Annotated in this window: 18 protein-coding genes; 11 read left to right on the top strand and 7 right to left on the bottom strand. The window is 72.8% G+C overall.

What is annotated here, in order from left to right:
• The first annotated feature begins 35 nt into the window (after positions 1–35).
• Both E1265_RS00090 and E1265_RS00085 read left to right on the top strand, forming a co-directional pair.
• Positions 36–1208: a serine hydrolase domain-containing protein gene (locus E1265_RS00090; protein WP_132928111.1), complete on the top strand. Its 1173-nt coding sequence runs from the start codon at positions 36–38 to the stop codon at positions 1206–1208.
• Positions 1209–1340: 132 nt separating this feature from the next.
• Positions 1341–1745, top strand: a complete 405-nt coding sequence (locus E1265_RS00085; RefSeq protein ID WP_132928110.1) for a hypothetical protein — start codon at positions 1341–1343, stop codon at positions 1743–1745.
• Between the two features lie 49 nt (positions 1746–1794).
• On the opposite strand, the gene E1265_RS00080 is transcribed toward E1265_RS00085, so the two are convergent.
• On the bottom strand, positions 1795–2361 hold the full coding sequence (locus E1265_RS00080) for a TetR/AcrR family transcriptional regulator (RefSeq protein WP_243740427.1): 567 nt from the start codon (positions 2359–2361) through the stop codon (positions 1795–1797).
• A 79-nt stretch (positions 2362–2440) separates the two neighbouring features.
• On the opposite strand from E1265_RS00080, the gene E1265_RS00075 reads away from it, so the two are divergent.
• From E1265_RS00075 to E1265_RS00065, 3 genes are read left to right on the top strand one after another with little or no spacing between them, the layout of a single operon-like run.
• Entirely contained in the window at positions 2441–3685 is a 1245-nt protein-coding gene (locus E1265_RS00075) for an MFS transporter (RefSeq protein ID WP_132928108.1), read from the top strand.
• A 59-nt stretch (positions 3686–3744) separates the two neighbouring features.
• Positions 3745–4233, top strand: coding sequence for a GNAT family N-acetyltransferase (locus E1265_RS00070; protein WP_132928107.1), 489 nt, complete (start codon positions 3745–3747; stop codon positions 4231–4233).
• A 25-nt stretch (positions 4234–4258) separates the two neighbouring features.
• Positions 4259–4936: a GPP34 family phosphoprotein gene (locus tag E1265_RS00065; protein WP_132928106.1), complete on the top strand. Its 678-nt coding sequence runs from the start codon at positions 4259–4261 to the stop codon at positions 4934–4936.
• 66 nt (positions 4937–5002) lie between these two features.
• Here E1265_RS00065 and E1265_RS00060 read toward each other — a convergent pair whose 3' ends face one another.
• Positions 5003–5680 (bottom strand): phosphotransferase, encoded by a 678-nt coding sequence (locus tag E1265_RS00060; protein ID WP_243740426.1) that lies wholly within the window; start codon positions 5678–5680, stop codon positions 5003–5005.
• Between the two features lie 207 nt (positions 5681–5887).
• Between E1265_RS00060 and E1265_RS00055 the strand changes: the two genes are divergently transcribed.
• Positions 5888–6940, top strand: a complete 1053-nt coding sequence (locus tag E1265_RS00055; protein ID WP_243740425.1) for a LacI family DNA-binding transcriptional regulator — start codon at positions 5888–5890, stop codon at positions 6938–6940.
• A 13-nt stretch (positions 6941–6953) separates the two neighbouring features.
• On the opposite strand, the gene E1265_RS00050 is transcribed toward E1265_RS00055, so the two are convergent.
• From E1265_RS00050 to E1265_RS00035, 4 genes are read right to left on the bottom strand one after another with little or no spacing between them, the layout of a single operon-like run.
• Positions 6954–8384 (bottom strand): glycoside hydrolase family 32 protein, encoded by a 1431-nt coding sequence (locus E1265_RS00050; protein WP_132928104.1) that lies wholly within the window; start codon positions 8382–8384, stop codon positions 6954–6956.
• Positions 8381–9217: a carbohydrate ABC transporter permease gene (locus E1265_RS00045; RefSeq protein WP_132928103.1), complete on the bottom strand. Its 837-nt coding sequence runs from the start codon at positions 9215–9217 to the stop codon at positions 8381–8383. The genes E1265_RS00050 and E1265_RS00045 overlap by 4 nt, the downstream gene beginning before the upstream one ends.
• Before the next feature lie 16 nt (positions 9218–9233).
• Entirely contained in the window at positions 9234–10148 is a 915-nt protein-coding gene (locus E1265_RS00040) for a sugar ABC transporter permease (RefSeq protein ID WP_132928102.1), read from the bottom strand.
• Entirely contained in the window at positions 10145–11566 is a 1422-nt protein-coding gene (locus E1265_RS00035; protein WP_132928101.1) for an extracellular solute-binding protein, read from the bottom strand. Before E1265_RS00035 ends, E1265_RS00040 begins: the two co-directional genes overlap by 4 nt.
• A 181-nt stretch (positions 11567–11747) precedes the next feature.
• On the opposite strand from E1265_RS00035, the gene E1265_RS00030 reads away from it, so the two are divergent.
• Positions 11748–13340, top strand: coding sequence for a GH32 C-terminal domain-containing protein (locus E1265_RS00030; RefSeq protein ID WP_132928100.1), 1593 nt, complete (start codon positions 11748–11750; stop codon positions 13338–13340).
• On the opposite strand, the gene E1265_RS00025 is transcribed toward E1265_RS00030, so the two are convergent.
• A complete protein-coding gene (locus tag E1265_RS00025; RefSeq protein ID WP_207930888.1) occupies positions 13276–14181 on the bottom strand; it encodes a LysR family transcriptional regulator in 906 nt (301 codons plus the stop codon). The genes E1265_RS00030 and E1265_RS00025 overlap by 65 nt on opposite strands.
• 143 nt (positions 14182–14324) lie before the next feature.
• Between E1265_RS00025 and E1265_RS00020 the strand changes: the two genes are divergently transcribed.
• From E1265_RS00020 to E1265_RS00005, 4 genes are all read left to right on the top strand, one after another.
• Entirely contained in the window at positions 14325–15146 is an 822-nt protein-coding gene (locus tag E1265_RS00020) for an alpha/beta fold hydrolase (RefSeq protein WP_243740424.1), read from the top strand.
• Positions 15147–15264: 118 nt separating this feature from the next.
• Entirely contained in the window at positions 15265–16236 is a 972-nt protein-coding gene (locus E1265_RS00015) for a tripartite tricarboxylate transporter substrate binding protein (protein WP_132928097.1), read from the top strand.
• On the top strand, positions 16233–16778 hold the full coding sequence (locus E1265_RS00010; protein WP_132928096.1) for a tripartite tricarboxylate transporter TctB family protein: 546 nt from the start codon (positions 16233–16235) through the stop codon (positions 16776–16778). Before E1265_RS00015 ends, E1265_RS00010 begins: the two co-directional genes overlap by 4 nt.
• Positions 16775–18262 carry a tripartite tricarboxylate transporter permease gene (locus tag E1265_RS00005; RefSeq protein WP_165953601.1) on the top strand — a complete coding sequence of 496 codons (1488 nt, stop codon included), beginning with the start codon at positions 16775–16777 and terminating at the stop codon, positions 18260–18262. The genes E1265_RS00010 and E1265_RS00005 overlap by 4 nt, the downstream gene beginning before the upstream one ends.
• The last annotated feature ends 62 nt before the right edge of the window (positions 18263–18324 follow it).

The following is an 18324-nucleotide window of genomic DNA, read 5'->3' as shown; positions in this document are numbered from 1 at the left end:
ACGCCCCGTCCCTGCCGCACTCGCGAGGAGCTTCGATGACAGTCTCGACATCCCGGCGGTCAGCACTCGGCCTGCTCGGCGGCCTCCCGCTGGCCGGAGCCGCGCTCGCGGCCGCGCCCGGCGCCGCCCACGCCGCCCCGTCCCGAGCCGGCGCGCCGCCGAGGGAGCTGCGCCCCGGCGGGGCGTACGACCGGTTCGTGGCCGAGCGGGCCGCACAGGACGCGTTCTCCGGCACCGTGCTGCTCGCGCACCGGGGCCGGCCGGTGTTCATCCGCTCCCACGGCATGGCCGACAAGGACCGCGAGATTCCGAACCAGTCCGACACCGTCTACTGGCTCGCGTCGATCACGAAGTGCTTCACCGCCCTGGCGATCGGTCAACTGGCGCAGCGGGGCCGGCTTGCGTTCCACGACACCCTCGGTGACCACCTCGACGGCTTCCCCACTGAGATCGCGAGCGCCGTCACCATTCACCACCTGCTGACGCACACCTCGGGGATCGGCCGGCCGGCCGTCGGCAACGGCACCCCGCCCGGTCTTGACTGGGACAGCTTCGACGAGGTGATGAACGGCACCCTTGATCTCATCCGCCAGACCCCGCTCCAGTTCACGCCCGGCACCAGGTACGAGTACAGCAACGACGGCTTCTTCGTCCTCGGCGCTATCGTCGAGCGGGTGGCCGGCCAGTCCTACTTCGACTACGTCCGCCAGCACGTCTTCGGGACCGCCGGCATGTCGCGCACCGCCTTCCACGGCCGGCCCCAGGTGATCGCCGACCACACCATCGCCAGGCCGTACTGGACGCAGCAACCCTCCGGCAGCCGTGCCGATTTCGCCACCAGTCCCTACGCGCCCTTCACGACGGGACCGGCGGGCGGCGCCTACTCGACCGTGACCGACCTGCTCGCCTTCGCCCGCGCGCTCACCGCGGGCGACCTGCTCGACCCTCCGTTCACCGAGCTCATCACCGGCGGAAAGGTCGCTCTCCCCCCGTCCCAGCCACCGAGCCAGACGCAGTTCTACGGCTACGGACACCTCGACGTCATCGTCAACGACCAACGCGTCCTCGGGCACTCGGGCGGTGGCCCGGGCGCGGCCACCCGGCTGGACATCTTCCCCGACCTGGACTGGGTTTCCATTGTCCTGGGCAACTACGACACCACCATCAACCCCATCGTCGAACTCGGTCGACAACTCATCACGGCATAGCGCTCATTTGGTCAACGCGGCGGCCTGGGCCGCCGCCGCGTGGCCCGAGCCGTGTCGCCGCCGAGTGGTGAGGTCACTGCCCCGGTGGCACGCTGAAAGCAACGTTCGCGACTGCGATGAGATGAGGGCGCCATGACGATGACAAGCAGGCACGAGGAGACCATCGACCAGCTGGCCGGCACGTCCGGCATGCCCACGGCCAATTTCGTTCCGGAGGCGCTGAGTCGCAGTAGCAAGGACACGGGCAAGGTGGTGCGCTCCGGGATCCCGACCAGCACGTTCTGGCACTTCGCCGACTTCCGTTGGAGCGGGGAGTTCCTGCACACCGAGACGCTGCCGACCTCGCAGGTCAACGCGTTCAGTCAGGTCGCGGTCTCGATCTGCGAGCTCAATGCGGATGGCGTGCCGTTCATCGGCAACGCCCGGCTCCAGGTCTACAACGTGGCGCCGCACGGCGACGGCCGCATCATCGTGCGCGGGAACGTCGAGTGGGACAAGGACCTCAACGTCCGGCTGAACTACATCATCGTCAACTAGGCACTCGTTTGGGATGTAGGCGCCCCTCCGGGCCCTCGATGGGAACGGCCTAGCCGAGCAGGCCCGCCACCAGGGTGCGGGCCCAGTCGGGGCCGGCCGGGAGGTCGATGAAGACGGCGCGGTAGTAGAGCGGGCCGAGCAGGAGGTCGGCGGTGCGTTCCACGTCCGGTGGGTCGCCGCCGCGGCTCCGTTCGCGGTCGAGGATCGCGGCGAGCTGGGCGTGCCGGTCCGCCACGCACGCGTTGGAGCCCAGCGCGCCCGTGCCGACCGCGGCGCGCATCAGCTTGAGCACGTCGGGGTCGGCCAGGTCGGTCGCGACCTGCTCGACCCACCGCTCGAGGTCGCCGGGCAGCGAGCCGGTGTCCGGCACCACCACGTCGCCGCTGAACCGGCTGCTCGCGATGTCGGCCAACAGCTCGGGGACGGACCCCCACCGCCGGTAGACGGTCGTGGCGTGCACGCCGGCCCGGGCCGCGATGACCGGGATGGTGAGCGACTCGGCGGCGTCCTCGGCCAGGAGCTCGGTCACGGCGCGGTGCACGGCGTACCGCACCCGGGCGGACCGGCCGCCCGGCCGGGCGCGCGTGGCGTTGCCGGTGCTGCTGTTCGTCTCCACACCCCCACTATTGCATCGATCGCTGCGTTTGCTGCTACGCTCCGGGCAAACGCAGCGATCACTGCAATAGGGAGCTCGCATGCCCGAAATATCCCAGCGCCCCACGACGTCGCCCAGGACAGGCACGGCGGCCTTCGCCGCGGTGGCCGCGATCTTCGTCCTCTTCACCGCGGCCTCCAGCGCCCCCTCGCCGCTCTACGTCGTGTACCAGGAGGCATGGGGCTTCTCCGCCGCCACGCTCACCGTCGTCTTCGCCGTCTACGTCATCGGCATGCTCACGACGCTGCTCGTGGTCGGCGCCCTCTCCGACCACGTCGGCCGCCGCCCCGTCATCGCCGGCGCCATCGCGCTCGAGGCCGCGTCGCTCGGCCTCTTCCTCGCCGCGGACCACGTCTCCGTGCTGCTCCTGGCGCGGCTGCTGCAGGGCATCGCCACCGGGGCCGCGATGACCACGCTCGGGGCCGCCCTCGTCGACCTCGACCCGCCCCACGCGCCCGGCCGGGCCGGCACGCTGAGCAGCGTCATCCCGCTCACCGGCCTCGCCGTCGGCGCCCTCGGCACCGGCGCCCTGGTCGAGTACGCGCCGGCGCCCACCCGCCTCGTCTACGCCCTGCTGCTGGTCGGCATGGCGCTCTCGGCCGCCGTGCTGCTGTTCCTCCCCGAGACCTCGGCCCGCCGCCCGGGCGCCCTGCGCTCGCTCGCCCCCCGCCTCGGCGTGCCCCACGCCATCCGCCCCGACCTCTACACCCTGCTGCCGATCCTGATCGCCAGCTGGGCGCTGGCCGGCCTCTACCTCTCCCTCGGCCCCTCCGTCGCCGTCGGCCTGCTCGGCCTGCGCAGCCATCTGATCGGCGGCCTCGTCGTCACGCTGCTGTGCGGCACCGGTGCCGCCGCCGCGCTGCTGCTGCGCGGCCGGTCGACCGCCCGGCTGCTCGACGCCTCGGCGGCCCTGCTCGCCGGCGGAACGGCCGTCTCCCTGATCGGGATCGAGACCGACACCGTCGCCCTGGCCGCGATCGGCACCGTCGTGGCCGGTGTCGGCTTCGGCGGCGCCGGCCTGTCCTGCTTCGGCACCCTGGCCCGGCTGGCCGCACCGGCGGAACGCGGTGAGCTGTTCGCGGTCGTCTTCGTCATCGCCTACCTGGCGTTCAGCCTCCCGGCCGTGATCGCCGGCTTCGCCGCCACGTCCGCCGGGCTGCGGCCGACGGCGCTCGCCTACGGGCTCACCGTCGCTGCCCTCAGCGTCCTCGCCCTCACCGCCCAACGCCTGCGCGCCCGGCAGACCGCCCGGCACGCCGCCACCTGCCCGCAGGCCGCCGTGTAGCGAAACGGTTTGCCGTCGGGGCAACCTGGGCCCATGCTGGCGAGCCGGAGGTGACGCCGGTGGACAGCGTGGTGCTGCCGCTCTCAGTTCGCGATCTGCGGGACGCCGACCTGGCCTGGTGCGGCTGGTCCGGGTCCGAGCTCCATCTGGGGTTCGTGGCACGTGAGTTGCGCCGGGCGGAGCTCGGCGAGGTGGACTACCTGGCGGTCTGCCCGCCCTCCGGGCTCCCCGTGGCGATCGGCGGCGTCGACCACCGTGCCCGCGAAGCCTGCGGCGTGCTGTTCCAGCTGGCCGTGCACCCGGCGCTGCGCTCGTGCGGTCTCGGCACCCTGCTGATCCGGGCCGCCGAGGCCCGGATCAGGGAACGACGGGTCGCCCGCGCCGAGTTGAGCGTGGAGGAGAACAACCCGCGGGCCCGCGCGTTGTACGAGAGGCTCGGCTACGTCGCGTACGGCAGCGAGCCCGACGGCTGGGACGAGCTGGCCCCGGACGGGTCGGTGCGGCGCTACGAGACCGTGTGCACACTGATGCGGAAGGAACTCGCCTGACGGGCGGGAGAGAGAGGACACGGGGATGGAACCACCGGTGGAGACCACGCTGGGCGAGCGGTTGCTGCTGCTCTCGCTCGACGACGAGACAGGGGCCGGGAAGGAGTCGGAGAAGGTGGCCTGGGCGATCTCCGCGGCCTCGCTCGTGGAGCTGGCCCTGGCCGGCCGGGTCGACGTGACGGACGACCAGGTCACCGTCGTTGCCCAGGCGCCGCTCGGCGAGCCCACCCTCGACGCCGCGCTCGCCGAGATCGCCGGCCGGGAGAGGCCGGGCAGCACCAGGGACTGGATCCAGCGCCTGAGGAAGGAGGCCGTGGCCGGGGCGAGCGGGGGCCTGCTCGACAAGGGCCTGGTCCGCGAGGAGACGAAGCGGGTGCTCGGCATCTTCCCCGTGCGCCGCTATCCGGAGGCCGATGGCTCGGTGGAGGCCGACGTGCGGCGACGGCTCGAAGCGGTCGTCCTCCACGACGCCACCTCGGACGAGCGCACGGCGGCCCTCGTGGCACTCCTGCACGGAGCGAAGCTGCACCGACTGGCCTTCCCGGACGCCGAGCCACGGGAGATCGAGGCGGCCATGGCCCGGATCTCCCACGACCAGTGGTCCGCGACCGCCGTCCGCCGCGTCATCAAGGCCGCGGAGGACGCGGTGGCCGCGATCATCGCGGTGACGGTGGCGACGACGGTCGTCACGGCCGTCAGCTGAGGGAGTCGGCGTCGGCCTCGGAGAAGGCGCGGAGCCGCGGTCGGCCGGGGTCCAGTGTGGCGGGCGTCATCGCCAGCTCGCCGTCGTCGCGGTGCGTTCGCGCCACAGGCGGACGCCCGGCCCTTCCGGTTCCCAACGGTGGCAGAACCGTTCCAGCGCCTCGCACCTGGCCAGCATCTCCGCCTGTCGGTCCGGCCAGGGCGGGACGTCGCCGCCGTAGGCGTCGAAGAAGTGGTCGAGGGCCGGCACCCGCGCCGGGTGGTGCGTGCGCACCAGCCACTCGCACCACGCCAGGTCCTCGATCGGCCGCCCGAGGTGGGCGAACTCCCAGTCGACCAGGGCCGTGACCTCCCACGACTCCGGGTCGACCAGCACGTTGTTGGGCCCGAAGTCGCCGTGCACCAGCACCACGCCGGGATCGGACGGGCCGAGCGCCAGGCCGCCGGTCGGGGTGTCGTGGACGCGGCGCAGCAGCCGCCCGCACGCCGCGAGCACGGCCGGCGCGTGGCCGGCGTCCAGAAGCTCCTGCCCGGGGGTGCCCGGCAGGAAGCCGAGCGTGAGGGTGCCGGCGTCCGCCGCGTGGATTGGCGGCACCGGCAGCCGGCCGCGCAGGCGGGTCAGCAGGGTGCGCTCGCGCTCGAGCCTGAGCGCGGCGTCCGGCCCCTCGTAGGTCTTCGCCACGACGGCCCCGTCGCCGACGGTCTGGTTGGTGTAGCCGTGCCGCAGCGGCCTCATCGAACACATGTGCCGATGATCACACGCCGGATGACCGGTCGACAGGGCGGGGGGCCGCCGTTTGGCGGCCCCGGCGCCGGCGGCCCGGTGCCCGGCCCGGTGACCGCCCGCACGCCGCACGGATCGCGCGCCGCGCCCCGCCAGAAGGCCGCCGCCTCGTCGGCTAGACGCGCTCGGCTAGCATGGCCACCCGGTGCCGAGCAAAGGACGAGGACGGTGGCTGGCAGAGGTGGCGGTGGGCGTCCCACCTCGCGTGACGTGGCTCGGCTCGCCGGCGTCTCGCACACGGCGGTCTCCTTCGTCTTCAACGGCCGCGCCGAGGGCAACCTCTCGGCCGAGACCCAGCGGCGGATCCTCGACGCCGCCGCCAAGCTCAACTACCGGCCCGACCCGGTGGCGCGCGGCCTCCGTCGCCGCCGCACCTCCGTCATCGGGCTCATCACCGACGAGATCGCCTCCGCGCCGTTCGCCGGCCGGCTGCTGCGCGGTGCCATGCGCACCGCCTGGGACCGCGGCCACCTGGTGCTCACCGTGGACTCGGCCGGCGACACGGAGCGCGAGGACGCCGCCGTCGCCGAACTCCTCGACCGGCGCGTCGACGGCATCATCTACGCGGCGCTCGCGCACCGGGTCGCGAGGCCCCCGGCCGGGCTCGACCGGACCCACGCGGTGCTGGCCAACTGCACCGCGGAGAACGGCCGGTTCCCCGCCGTCATCCCCGCCGAGCGGGCCGGCGGTCGGGCCGCCGCCGAGGCGCTGATCGGCGCCGGGCACCGCGAACTCGCCCTGGTCGGCGGCATGCCGGACGACATCGCCTACGCCGGCCGCCTCCGCGGCTTCCACGACGCTCTGTCCGCCGCCGGCCTCACCGCGGGCCAGGACCGGATCCTTCCGACCGGCAGTGAAATCTCCAGCGGCTACCAGGCGGCCACCCGGCTGCTGGGCGACCGGGCGGCGGCCGATCGCCCGACCGGCATCAGCTGCTACAACGACCGCGTCGCCGCCGGCGTGCTGCACGCCGCCGCCCGGCTCGGCCTCGACGTACCCGGCGACCTGTCGGTGGTCGGCTTCGACAACCAGGAACACATGGTGGAGTTCCTGACCCCGCCCCTGACCACGGTGGCGCTGCCGCACGCGGCGATGGGCGAGCTGGCCGCCGCCACGCTCCTCGACGCCATCGAGGCCGGCAAGCAACCCCCGGTGGAGGTACGGGAGTTGCCTTGCCCGCTGATCGCACGCGAGTCGGTGGGGCCCGCGCCGGGACGTTGAGCGGGCGGCGAGGTCAGCGTCGACGCGGAGGCGCCAACTCCCACGCGGTCAGCGCGTACCCGCCGGGGGTGGCGGCCCGGACGGTCAACGACGCACGGTCGCCCGGGCGTTGGTAGAGGCGCTCGGTCGCGACCGCGTGCCGGCCGGCGAAGACCTCGAGCAGGGAGCCGTCGGCGAGGATCCGGACGGTGCACCGGGTGCCCGGCGGTACGGGGAGTTCGACCGGGCCGGACTCGGGGTGCTCGGAGCCGCGGGCCCCGTCGCCCTCCCGGGGGAGCGCCGACCGGTCGAGCACGACGCGGCCGGCCGTGGGATCGAGGTGCACCGCCAGCAGCGGATCACCGGCGGCGTCGTGCGACAACTCGACGGTGACCGGGCCGCCGGAGGCCGCCAACTCGATCTCGTAGGCCCCCGGCAGTTCCGCGTGCCCCTGGTCGGCGACCAGGGGAAGGGCGGCCCGCAGCCCGGTCAACTCCGGTGCCGGGGCGACGCGGAGCGAGCCGTCCTCGTGGGTGGAGACCTCCCGGGGGTGGGTGAGGACGCCGGCCCAGCCCGCCTCGGCCACGGCCCGCTCGGGTCTGGCCTCCCAGGACCAGCCCCACAGCAGCGCGCGGTCGGTTTCCTGGAGCACGGCCGGGGCGTAGCAGTCGCGGCCGTGGTCCAGGGGGCCGCCGACGCGGGGGCTGAAGGTGAGGGTGTCGCCCGCGGCCCGCAACCTGCCCGTCAGGTAGCCGACCGAGACCGGGCTGCCGTCCCAGAGGGAGAGCACCAGCACCCAGTCGCCGTCCTCGTCCGCCGAGGCCCGGAAGAGCTGCGGGCACTCCCAGCCGGTCGCCCCTGGCCCGGAGAGTTTGGCCGCCAGCGGGTCCCGGCCGTCGAGCAGCACGCCGGCGAAGCGCCAGCGGGTGAGGTCGTCCACGTCGTAGAGGAGGACCGACGGCGTGCCGTCGCCGTGGCCGGCGCCGACCAGGGCCCAGCGGCGGCCGGCGTGGAGGAAGACGAACGGGTCGCGGAACATGGTCACGTCGAGGCCGGGAGGAGGGCCGTCCACCACCGGGGTCGGCACGGGCGTCCAGGCCGCCAGCAGCTCGTCGGCGGGGTCGGCGGCGCGGGCCAGGCAGATGGTGCCGAGGCCGACGTGGGACGCGTCGACACCCGTGTAGACGGCGGTCGGCGTGCCGCCGTCGTCCACCACGCAGCCCGACCAGCAGCCGGCGGCGTCCGGGCCGCCCGGCGTGGGGGCGAGGGCCGGCGGGTGGTGCTCCCAGCGGACCAGGTCGACGCTGCTCGCGTGCCCCCAGTGGATGTCGGCGTGTACCGGCGCCGCCGGGTTGTACTGGTAGAAGAGGTGGTACCGACCGCGCCAGCGGAAGGGCCCGTTGGGGTCGTTGATCCAGCCGGAACGGGGCCGGACGTGGAGGCGCGGGTCGTGCTGGGGGGTCACCTGTTGACTCCTGCGGACGTGATGCCCTCGCGGAGAGGGCGTTGGCCGACGACGAAGACGAGCAGCGCGGGGATCATCGAGAGGACGACGCCGGCGAGCACCACCGAGACGCTGCCCGTCCCGAGGTTGCCCTGGAGCGAGACCAGGCCAAGGGGCAGGGTGAAGTTCTCCGCGCTGGTCTCCAGGATCAACGGCCGGAAGAACTCGTTCCAGTGGTAGTTGAACGCCAGCACGCCGACGATGGCCAGACCCGGCGTGGCGAGCGGCGCGTAGACCGAGCGGAAGATCCGCCACGGCCCGGCACCGTCGATCAGCGCCGCCTCGCCCAGATCCCTGGGCATGCCGAGGAAGTACTGGCGCATCAGGAAGGTGCCGAACGCGGTCGGCCAGGCGGGGATGATCAGTCCCAGCAGGGTGTCGGTCAGCGACATCTCCTTCAGCAGCAGGAACACCGGCACGATGGTCACCTGCAGCGGCACCATCATGGTGGCCAGCACCAGGCCGAACAGGAGCCGCTTGAACCGGAACTCGAGCCGCGCGAAGGCGTAGCCCGCCAGCCCGGCGGTGAGCATCTGGCCGCCGGCCACCAGGCCGGTCACCAGCGTGCTGTTGAGGGCCAGCAGCCAGACGTCGAGTTGGTCGAAGACCTGGCGGTACGCCTCGGTCGTCGCGTCGACCGGAACGAGGCGTGGCGGCAGGTCGAAGGAGTCGGCGGGCGCGCGCAGCGAGGTGGAGACCGTCCACAGCACCGGGCCGATGGTGAGCAGGGCGACGACGGTCAGGCCGGCGATCCGCGCGGCGCGGGGCAGCAGGCGCGCTGTCGGGGTGGTCATGTCCTTGGCCTCCGGCTCACTGGTAGTGGACGAAGCGCCGGCTGAGCCGGAACTGGAGCGCGGTCACCGCCATGATCAGCGCGAACAGCAGCACGCCGACGGCCGAGGCACGGCCGAACCGCAGCTGCTCGAAGGCGCTCTCGTAGATCACCATCACCACCGTGCGGGTGGCGTCGCCCGGGCCGCCGTCCGTCAGCACATAGGGCTGCTCGAAGACCTGGAGCGCGTTGATGATCCCGACCACCGAGGCGACCAGCAGGGTGGGGGAGAGCAGCGGCAGCGTGATCCGCAGGTGTTTGCGCCAGCCGGTCGCGCCGTCCATCGAGGCGGCCTCGTGGATCTCGCGCGGGATGTTGTTGAGCCCGCCGACGAACAGCAGCAGCGAGAAGCCGAACTGCTGCCACACGTACACCAGGACGACCGTCACCAGCGCCCAGGACTCGTCGGTCAGCCAGGGCACGGGCGAGAGACCGAGCCGGCCGACGGCCCAGTTCACCACCCCGAAGTCCTGGTTGAACAGGTACTTCATCACCACCGACACAGAGGCGGCGGAGAGCACGACCGGGAAGAAGAACGCCGAGCGGAAGGCGGACCGCAGCCAGCCGGGCAGGCGGCCGTCCAGGGCCAGCGCCAGGGCGAGCGCGATGCCGATCTGCAACGCCACGGCCAGCACCATGAACAGCAGGGTGTTGGTGAAGGAGACGAGCACGGTCTCGTCGGTCAGCGCGTCCCGGTAGTTGGCGGCGCCGGCGAACCGGGGCGGGTCGATGACGTCCCAGTGGAAGAAGCTCAGCACGACCGAGCCGATGATCGGCAGCACCGTGAAGAGCAGCAGGCCGAGCACGGTGGGGGCGAGGAACACCACGGCGAGCAGGCGCGTCCCGGCGCGAGTGGAGCGGGCCGGGCGCGAGGGGGAGGTGGTAACGGTCACGCGGCACGCTCCATGGCCTGCTCCAGGTCGCGCTGCATGGCGCGTAGCGCCGGGCGTATGCTCCCCCGGCCGCCGGCGAGCGCGGTGGCGGTGTGCTTGGTGAGCGCCAGCTCGACCTCGGTCAGCCGGGGCGGCGCGGGTATCGGCCCGGTGTCGGGGAACCGGTCGAGGGTGTCGTAGAAGGTTCGCCAGCCGGCCGGTCCCGTCTCCCGGTAGCGCTCGGCCGTCAGCATGGAGCGGCGGGCCGGGGTGGTCTGGTTGCTCAGGAACAGCTCGTCCAACACCTCCCGGCGGACCGAGTACTTGATGAACTCCCAGGCCTCGTCCTGCTTCCGGGAGGTGCGCAGCAGCGCGTAGCCGGCTCCACCGAACTGGTGACGCCTGGTCCGCCAGCCGGGGAAGAACCGCACGTCGTAGCCGTCCCGGTCCATGCCGGCCAGGTGCAGGCCGCCGGCCCAGAAGCCGCCGGCCGGGGTGGCGCCCACACGTCCCGCGGAGAACACGCCGACCAGGTTGCTGCCGCCGCCCCCCACCGGGCGGGAGCAGAGCCCGTCGCTGATCAGGCCCGCGAGGTAGTCGAAGACCTCCTCGACCCGCTCGTCAGTGGCCTGCGGCGTGGTCCAGCGGTAGCCGCCGCCCCGGCGACGACCCTCCTCGGCCGGGTAGAACGCGTCCCACAGCCACCCGCCGCCCGGCGCCCTGGACTCGGCGAGGATGTTGGTGCCGGCCACGAACAGCCAGGGCACCACGCCGCCCCACAGCCGGTTGGTCCAGAAGTACGGGACGAAGCCGTCGGGGCCGGCGCGCTTCATGGCGCGCAGCAGCGCGGTGAAGTCGTCGCGGTCCCAGTCCTGGTCGGGGAGTTCCAGGCCGGCCCGGGCCAACGCCTCGTGGTTCAGGTACAGGTTGGCCGCGTTGAACTCCACGGGCAGTTGGTAGAGGCTCCCCTCGTACATCATCGACTCGACCAGCGACGGGTGGACGTCGGCGAAGTACTCGCGCAGTTCGGCGGCGTCCCGGCGCACCCGGTTGTCGAGCGGCACGCCGAGCCGCTCCGCGAAGAGCTGGGTGCCCTCCGTGGCGATGTAGACGACGTCGGGGGCGGAGCCGGCGGCGACCTGGGTGAGGATCTTGGCGACGAAGTCCGACATGTCCACGGCCTGCACGGGCCGCAGTCGCACGTCGATCTCCGGGTGGAGCCGCCGGAAGCCCTCGCGCAGCGCCCGCTGCGCCGCCGGGTCGAAGGCGTTGCCGGGCAGCGCCACCACCAGCGCCCGGCCGTCGCGGCCCGGGATGTCCCGGCCGGTGAGCCGGTCCCAGCTGGCGACCACGCCGGCCGCGGCGGCGGTGCCGGCGCCGTAACGCAGCAGCGCACGACGGGGAACGGGGTCTCGGGAACGGCGGCTCCGGCTGCTCATAAGGCTCCTCGTCTAACACGAGTTAGGGAAGGGTGTCGGGAATGATGGAAAGGCTTCCCCCCTGCTGTCAAGGGTCTCGACGGTCTTGAACGAACTTGGCGCCGAGGGCTTGACCTTTAACGTGTTAGGCCCAACGCTCTGTGACACGTCCGCATGCGTCGAGGGAGAGGAAGAGCCCCGCATGAGCCCCACCGGTCGTATCCCCCGCAGGACCCTGCTCGCCGGAGCCGCCGGCATATCGGGCGCGGCGGCGCTGGGCGCGCCGCCCCTCGCGCCGCGCGGCGCCGCGGCGCGTGAGTCGGCCGCCGCCACCTACCGGGCCGCCTACCACTTCACCGTGCCCGACCAGTGGATGAACGACCCCCAGCGCCCGCTGCTGATCGACGGCACCTACCACTACTACTACCTCTACAACCCGGACTACACGGCCGGTGCCGTCGGCACCGGCTGGCGTCTCGCGACCAGCGACGACCTGGTGACCTTCCGGGACCGGGGGATGGTGATCCCCAAGGACGGCGTCAACGCCGACGTGTGGTCAGGATCGGCCGTGGTGGACGTCGACGACACGGCCGGCTTCGGCGCCGGCGCGGTGATCGTGCTCGCCACCCAGGCGCCCGGCGAGGGCCCCCACGACCAGGCGCAGTTCCTCTGGTACTCGACGGACGGCGGGCTGACCTTCCGGCCGCACGGCACGGCACCCGTGCTCGCCAACCCTGGCGTGGTGGACTTCCGCGACCCCAAGGTGATCAGGGACCCCGAGCGCGGCCGCTGGGTGATGGCGCTCGCCGAGAACGACAAGATCGGTCTCTACCTCTCCGAGAACCTGCGGGAGTGGCGGTACGTCAGCGGCTTCGTCAGGGGCGGGATCGGAGTGCTCGAGTGCCCCGACCTGTTCCGGATCGAGGCCGCCGACGGCACGGCGCGCTGGGTGATCGCGGCCAGCGCCAACGGCAAGGCGGCCGGCCTGCCCAACACCTACGCCTACTGGCTCGGCGAGTTCGACGGCGAGACGTTCCACGCCGAGACGGCCGAGCCGCGCTGGCTCGACCACGGCTTTGACTGGTACGCGGCGGTGACCTGGGAGCGGTACGCCGACCGGGCCGCGGGCGTCGTCGATCCCACCGTCCGCTACGCCATCGGCTGGGCCAACAACTGGGACTACGCCAACACCACCCCCACCCTGGAGGCCGACGGCTTCAACGGCACCGACTCCGTCGTCCGCGAGGTCAGGCTGGTCCGCGACCCGACCGGAGCCCTCGTCCTCGCCTCCCGGCCGGTCGCCGCGCTCGACCAACACGTCACCCGCACCGTCGAGTTCGGGGACGTGGCCGTCAACGGCACGCTCGCCCTGCCCTACCAGGGCGTGGCCTACGAGCTGTCGACGACGCTGCGCTGGGACGCCGCCCGCACCGTCGGCCTCCAGTTGCGCGCCTCGGCGGACGGCACGCGCCACGTCGACGTGGGCCGGCACGAGGAGTACGCCTTCGTCAACCGCGGCTACGCCCCGAACCCCGACGCGTCGGGCCGCTGGCAGGAGAGCCGGACCCCCTTCCCGGCGGCGCGCGGGGAGCTGCGGCTGCGGGCGCTGGTGGACCGCACCACGGTCGAGGTGTTCTTCGACGACGGATCGCACACCCACTCGCACGTGGTCTTCCCGCCGCCGGAGGACACGGCGGTCAACCTGTTCGCGCTGGAGGGCGGCGCCACCTTCACCGACCTGGTGATCCGCGAGTTCGGCCAGGCCCGGACGGGGCGTCGGGGCCACGGTCGGTGATCACTCGGCGGAGGGCGTGGACGGCGGGGGAGCGGTCGCCGGGGGCGAACGCCAGGGCCAGCGTGCGGTGCGCGCGCGGGCGCAACGGCCGGGTGACGGTGCCGTCCTGATCCCGTTCGCGGCCCAGCGTCGGGACCACGCTGACGCCGAGACCGCTGGCCACCATGCCCTCGATCGCCGACACCTCGCCGGCCTCGTAGGCGACCCGCAGCTCGATCCCGGCCTCCCCTGCGATCCCGAGCACCAGGGGTCGGCAGCCGCCGGTGGACAGGACGAACGGCTCCCCGGCCAGCGCCGTGACGTCCACGGCGGGGGCGGCGGCGAGCGGGTGCCCGGCCGGGAGCAGCGCGACCATCTCGTCCGAGCCCAGGGCCAGGGTGTCGAGCCCGGGCGCGGGCAGCGTCACCACGCCGACCTCGGCGGCGCCCCGGTCGAGCCAGGCCCGCACGTCCCGGTCGAGGCCCTCGAGCAGCCGCACCCGGACGTGCGGATGGCGGTCGGTGAACTCGCGCAGCAGGGCCGCCACCAGCGTGCCGGTCGCGCTCGGCAGGCTGGCCAGCCGTAGCTCCCCGGTCACCTGCCCGATGGCGGCGGCGACCTCGGTCCTGACCAGGTCGAGATGGTGGACGGCCGCGCGGGCGTGACGTACCGCGCGCCGCCCGGCCTCGGTGAGCGTGACGCCGTCGCGGCCGCGCACCAGCAGCGGGGCGCCGAGCTCCGCCTCAAGGGCCGCGACGGCCCGACTCGCGGCGGGCTGGGACACGCCGATCCGCTCGGCGGCCACGGTGAACCCGCCGTGGTCGGCCACGGCCAGCAACACCCGAAGCTGTGAGAGCCGCATCACACTCCATTGTCAGGTCGATGGCGCTGGTCAGAGCGCATGTTCGCCCGGCATGGGCCCATACCGCAAGGGGTATTTGACGGTGGTTCCCGGCGGCCCTGATGGTCATGGCCATCACTCCTTCTCCCGTCTGGAGGGACGCCTTGAGCACCGCTTCCTCAGTCACCGTCGACGGCCTGGCCGCCAGCTACCTGACGGCCGGCCGGGCCGACGCGCCCGCCGTGCTGCTGCTGCACGGCACCTACTGGAGCCGGGTGTGGCTGCCCGTCCTTGACGGCCTGGCCGAGGCGGGGCTGCGCCCCGTCGCCGTCGACCTGCCCGGCCTCGGCCGCTCGGCCGGGGAGTTGACGCCCGAGACGGCGGCCGTCCCCGAGCTGGCCGCGTGGGTCACCCGCTTCGCCGCCGCGCTCGGTCTTCCCCGTCCGCTGCGGGTCGTCGGCCACGACATCGGCGGCGCCGTCGCCCAACACCTGCTCGTCGGCGAGGGCGCCGAGGCCGATCGGCTGGCGCTGGTGAACTCGGTGACCTACGACTCCTGGCCGGTTCCGGCCGTCGCCCGGTTCCGCGACCCTGCGGTGCGGGCCGCGGTCACCCAGGAGGAGCTGCTCGCCGCCCGTCGCGCCGCGCTCACCGCCGCGCTCGGCCGGCCCGCCACGGAGGAGGAGATCACGGCCTATCTGGAGCCGTGGACGGACCCCCGGGTCGCCAGGTCCTGGCTCTGCCTGGCCGCGGCGGCCGACAGCCGGCACACGCTGTCGGTCCTGCCGAAGCTGGTCGCCTCGCCGGCGCCCAAGCTGCTTGTCTGGGGCGAGGAGGACCGTTTCCAGCCGGTCTCCTACGCCGAGCGGTTCGCCGCCGAGGTCCCCGGCACCACGCTGGTGCGCGTCCCGGGCGCCGGCCACATCCCGACGGAGAACGCGCCGGACGTGGTGGTCGAGGCCCTGGCCCGGTTCCTCGCCGACTGACGGCGCCGGCGCGTCGGCGTTCGAACTGATACCCGCACGACTCTTGCCAGTGGGACGGCCGCCGCCTACCTTCTTCAAATATCCAATAGGATCTCGGATGTTTGCAGGAAGGCTGACGATGACGTCACCGCTGCGCAGCCGGCTGGGCGTCGCAAGCGCACCACTGGTTCTGTGTCTCGCGTCGTGTTCGGTCCTCGACACGACACCACCCGTCCCCGACGACTGGACCCCGCGTGGTTCGGTGCCCATGGTCGTCGCCTTCGCGCCGGGCGGCGGCAGCGACCGCTCGGCGCGGGTCATCGCGCAGGGGCTCAACGAGCTCGACGACGGCTTCGACGTCAACGTCGAGAACAAGGAGGGCGGCTCCGGCGCGGTCGGCTGGGCCACCTTCATGGCCGAGCGCGGCAACGGCAACACCCTGCTGGTCGCCGAGACCGCGCTGAACACCCTGCCGCTGGTCTACGACGTGCCCTTCACCTACCGGGACTTCACTCCGCTGGTGATGTTCGCCGAGGACTCCCGCGTCGTCGTCGCGCCCGCCGACTCGGAGTTCCGCGACTGCGGGGACGTGATCGAGGCGAGCGAGCGCGACCGGGTGGTGGTCGGCTCCAGCGGGCGAACCGGCGCCGACTCCCTGGTGGTCGCCGAACTCACCGAGGAGGGCGGCTCGTTCGACACCGTCCCCTACGGTTCGAGCGGCGAGGTGATGACCGGACTGCTCGGCGGCCAGGTGGACTTCGCGCCCGCCAGCGCCGCCTCCGTCAAGCCCTACCTGGAGAGCGGCGACCTGGTGGCGCTGTGCAGCATGACCGCCGAGCGCTACGACGACCCGGTGCTCGGCGAGGTGCCCACCGCGCGCGAGCAGGGCATTGACGCGGAGGTCACCGTCTGGCGCGGGGTGTTCGGCGCCGGCGAGATCGCCGACGTGCAGCGCGACTACTGGATAGCCGAGATCGAGCGGGCCATGGAGTCCGACACCTACGAGGACTACATCGCCAATGACCTGCTGATCCCGGCCAACCGAAGCGGCGAGGAGTTCGCCGCCTATCTCGACGCATACGACGACCGGATGCGGGAGATCTACCGATGAGCGCCGCCCCCACGACCACGGAGCCCCGCGAAGTCCGGGCGCCGGTGGTCGTCGCCTATTCCGTGCTGGCCGCCGTCGGCGCCGCGTTCTTCGCCCTCTCCTTCGAGTACCACTGGTCCAACCCCGAGGACGGCGCCGTCGGCCCCGGCGCGCTGCCACGCGTCGCCGGGCTCGCCCTGCTGGTGCTCGGCCTGGTGCTGGTCGGCCAGGAGCTCCGCACCGGAACCGCGCTCGAGGGCGACGGCCTGGTCATCGACGACGGCGACCACACCCCGGAGGAGCGGCGGCGGATCCGCCGCAAGCTGCTCGCCGTCGTCGCGACCATGGTGGTCACCGCGTTCGCGATCCCGCTCCTCGGACTGCTGCCCGCCCTCACCCTGATGACCCTGTTCCTGGCCGTCGTCGTGGAACGCCAGCCGCTGCCACGCTCGTTGCTGGTGGCCGGCGCCACCTACGCGATGGCCCACCTGATCTTCGTCGTCGTCCTGCGCGTCCCGCTGCCGCTCGGCGTGTTCGACCCGGCCGTCTGGAGCGCCCAGTGATCGGAAACCTCGTCACCGGCTTCGAGGCCGCCTTCACCCCGGACAACCTGCTGTGGTGCTTCGTCGGCGTGCTGCTCGGCACCGTCATCGGGATCCTGCCCGGGCTCGGCTCGGCCACCGGCGTGGCCATCCTGATCCCGGTCACCCTCACCTTCCCGCCGCTCACCGCGCTGATCATGCTCGCCGGCATCTACCACGGCGCCCAGTTCGGCGCGACCATCACCGCCATCCTGATCGCCACCCCGGGCGAGGCGTCGTCCGTGATCTCCACGCTCGACGGCTACCAGATGGCCCGCAAGGGCCGGGCCGGGCCGGCGCTCGCCATCTCGGCGATCGGCGCGTTCGTCGCCGCCATGGTCTCGCTGTTCGCGCTGATGGCGGTGGCCCCCTTCTTCGCCGAGGCCGCGCTCACCTTCGGGCCGCGCGAGATGCTGGCCGTGATGATCCTCGGCCTGTGCACCATCGTGGTGTTCTCCGGACGCAACCTGGCGCTCGGCATGGCCGTCGGCCTGCTCGGCGTGCTGATCGGCTGCGTCGGCGTGGACGTCGGCAGCGGCACGGCGCGCTACACCTTCGGCGAGATCGACCTCTACGGCGGGGTGCCGTTCGTCGAGGTCATGATCGGCCTCTTCGCCATCGGCGAGCTGCTCAACCAGCTGCACATCGGCATGGCCCCGCCGATCAGGGCCAGGTTCCGCGAGCTGATGCTGACCCGCGACGACCTGAGGCGGTCGGCCGCGCCGGTCGCCCGCGGCACCGTCGTCGGCTTCCTGCTCGGCTGCCTGCCGGGCGCCGGCACCACGCTCGCCTCGTTCATGGCCTACGGCACCGAGAAGAAGTTCTCCCGGCACCGCAGGGAGCTCGGCAAGGGCGCCATCGAGGGCGTGGTCGCGCCCGACGCCGCCACCAACGCCGCCTCCAACGCCAACTTCATCCCCACCCTGGTGCTCGGCGTGCCGGGCGGCGCCACCACCGCCGTGCTGCTCGGCGCGTTCCTCGTCTACGGCATCCAGCCCGGGCCGCAACTCTTCGACAGCCAGCCCGACCTGGTGTGGGGCCTGCTGGTCTCCTTCTTCCTCGGCAACCTGATGCTGCTGCTCCTCAACCTGCCGCTGGCCCCGGTCTTCGCCCAACTGCTGCGCATCCGCTACGCCTTCCTCTACCCGCTGATCATCGTCACCAGCCTGCTCGGCGCCTACTCGGTCAAGAGCAGCATGTTCAGCGTCTGGGTGGTGCTGCTCTTCGGGCTCGTCGGCTACGCCATGAAGCGCCTCAACTTCCCCATGGCGCCCCTGGTGTTGGGCCTGGTGATCGGCCCGCTGTTCGAGAAGGCGCTGGTGCAGACCTCGGCCCTGGGCGGCGACGACGGCCTCTTCCTGCTGCGCAGCCCCATCGCCGTCACCATCCTGACGCTCGCCCTGCTGCTGGTCGCAGGGCCCGCGCTCGGCCGTGTGCTGCGCCGCCGCCTGCCGGCCCGCGCCTGACGAACCCCCTTCCCCCGAGAAACCCCCGAGAACTCGGAAAGGCTCCACATGACCACCGCCCC

This window comes from Streptomyces sp. 8K308 (genome assembly GCF_004348315.1).
Classification (GTDB): Bacteria; Actinomycetota; Actinomycetes; order Streptomycetales; family Streptomycetaceae; genus Streptomyces.
This window is presented reverse-complemented; position numbering and strand designations above follow the sequence as displayed.

What these genes read in the sequence shown, in the direction of transcription:
- E1265_RS00090 (WP_132928111.1), top strand. Translation starts at nt 36, where the DNA reads ATGACAGTCTCGACATCCCGGCGGTCAGCACTCGGCCTGCTCGGCGGC.
- E1265_RS00085 (WP_132928110.1), top strand. Translation starts at nt 1,341, where the DNA reads ATGACGATGACAAGCAGGCACGAGGAGACCATCGACCAGCTGGCCGGC.
- E1265_RS00075 (WP_132928108.1), top strand. Translation starts at nt 2,441, where the DNA reads ATGCCCGAAATATCCCAGCGCCCCACGACGTCGCCCAGGACAGGCACG.
- E1265_RS00065 (WP_132928106.1), top strand. Translation starts at nt 4,259, where the DNA reads ATGGAACCACCGGTGGAGACCACGCTGGGCGAGCGGTTGCTGCTGCTC.
- E1265_RS00060 (WP_243740426.1), bottom strand. Translation starts at nt 5,680, where the DNA reads ATGTGTTCGATGAGGCCGCTGCGGCACGGCTACACCAACCAGACCGTC.
- E1265_RS00045 (WP_132928103.1), bottom strand. Translation starts at nt 9,217, where the DNA reads ATGACCACCCCGACAGCGCGCCTGCTGCCCCGCGCCGCGCGGATCGCC.
- E1265_RS00035 (WP_132928101.1), bottom strand. Translation starts at nt 11,566, where the DNA reads ATGAGCAGCCGGAGCCGCCGTTCCCGAGACCCCGTTCCCCGTCGTGCG.
- E1265_RS00030 (WP_132928100.1), top strand. Translation starts at nt 11,748, where the DNA reads ATGAGCCCCACCGGTCGTATCCCCCGCAGGACCCTGCTCGCCGGAGCC.
- E1265_RS00025 (WP_207930888.1), bottom strand. Translation starts at nt 14,181, where the DNA reads ATGCGGCTCTCACAGCTTCGGGTGTTGCTGGCCGTGGCCGACCACGGC.
- E1265_RS00015 (WP_132928097.1), top strand. Translation starts at nt 15,265, where the DNA reads ATGACGTCACCGCTGCGCAGCCGGCTGGGCGTCGCAAGCGCACCACTG.
- E1265_RS00010 (WP_132928096.1), top strand. Translation starts at nt 16,233, where the DNA reads ATGAGCGCCGCCCCCACGACCACGGAGCCCCGCGAAGTCCGGGCGCCG.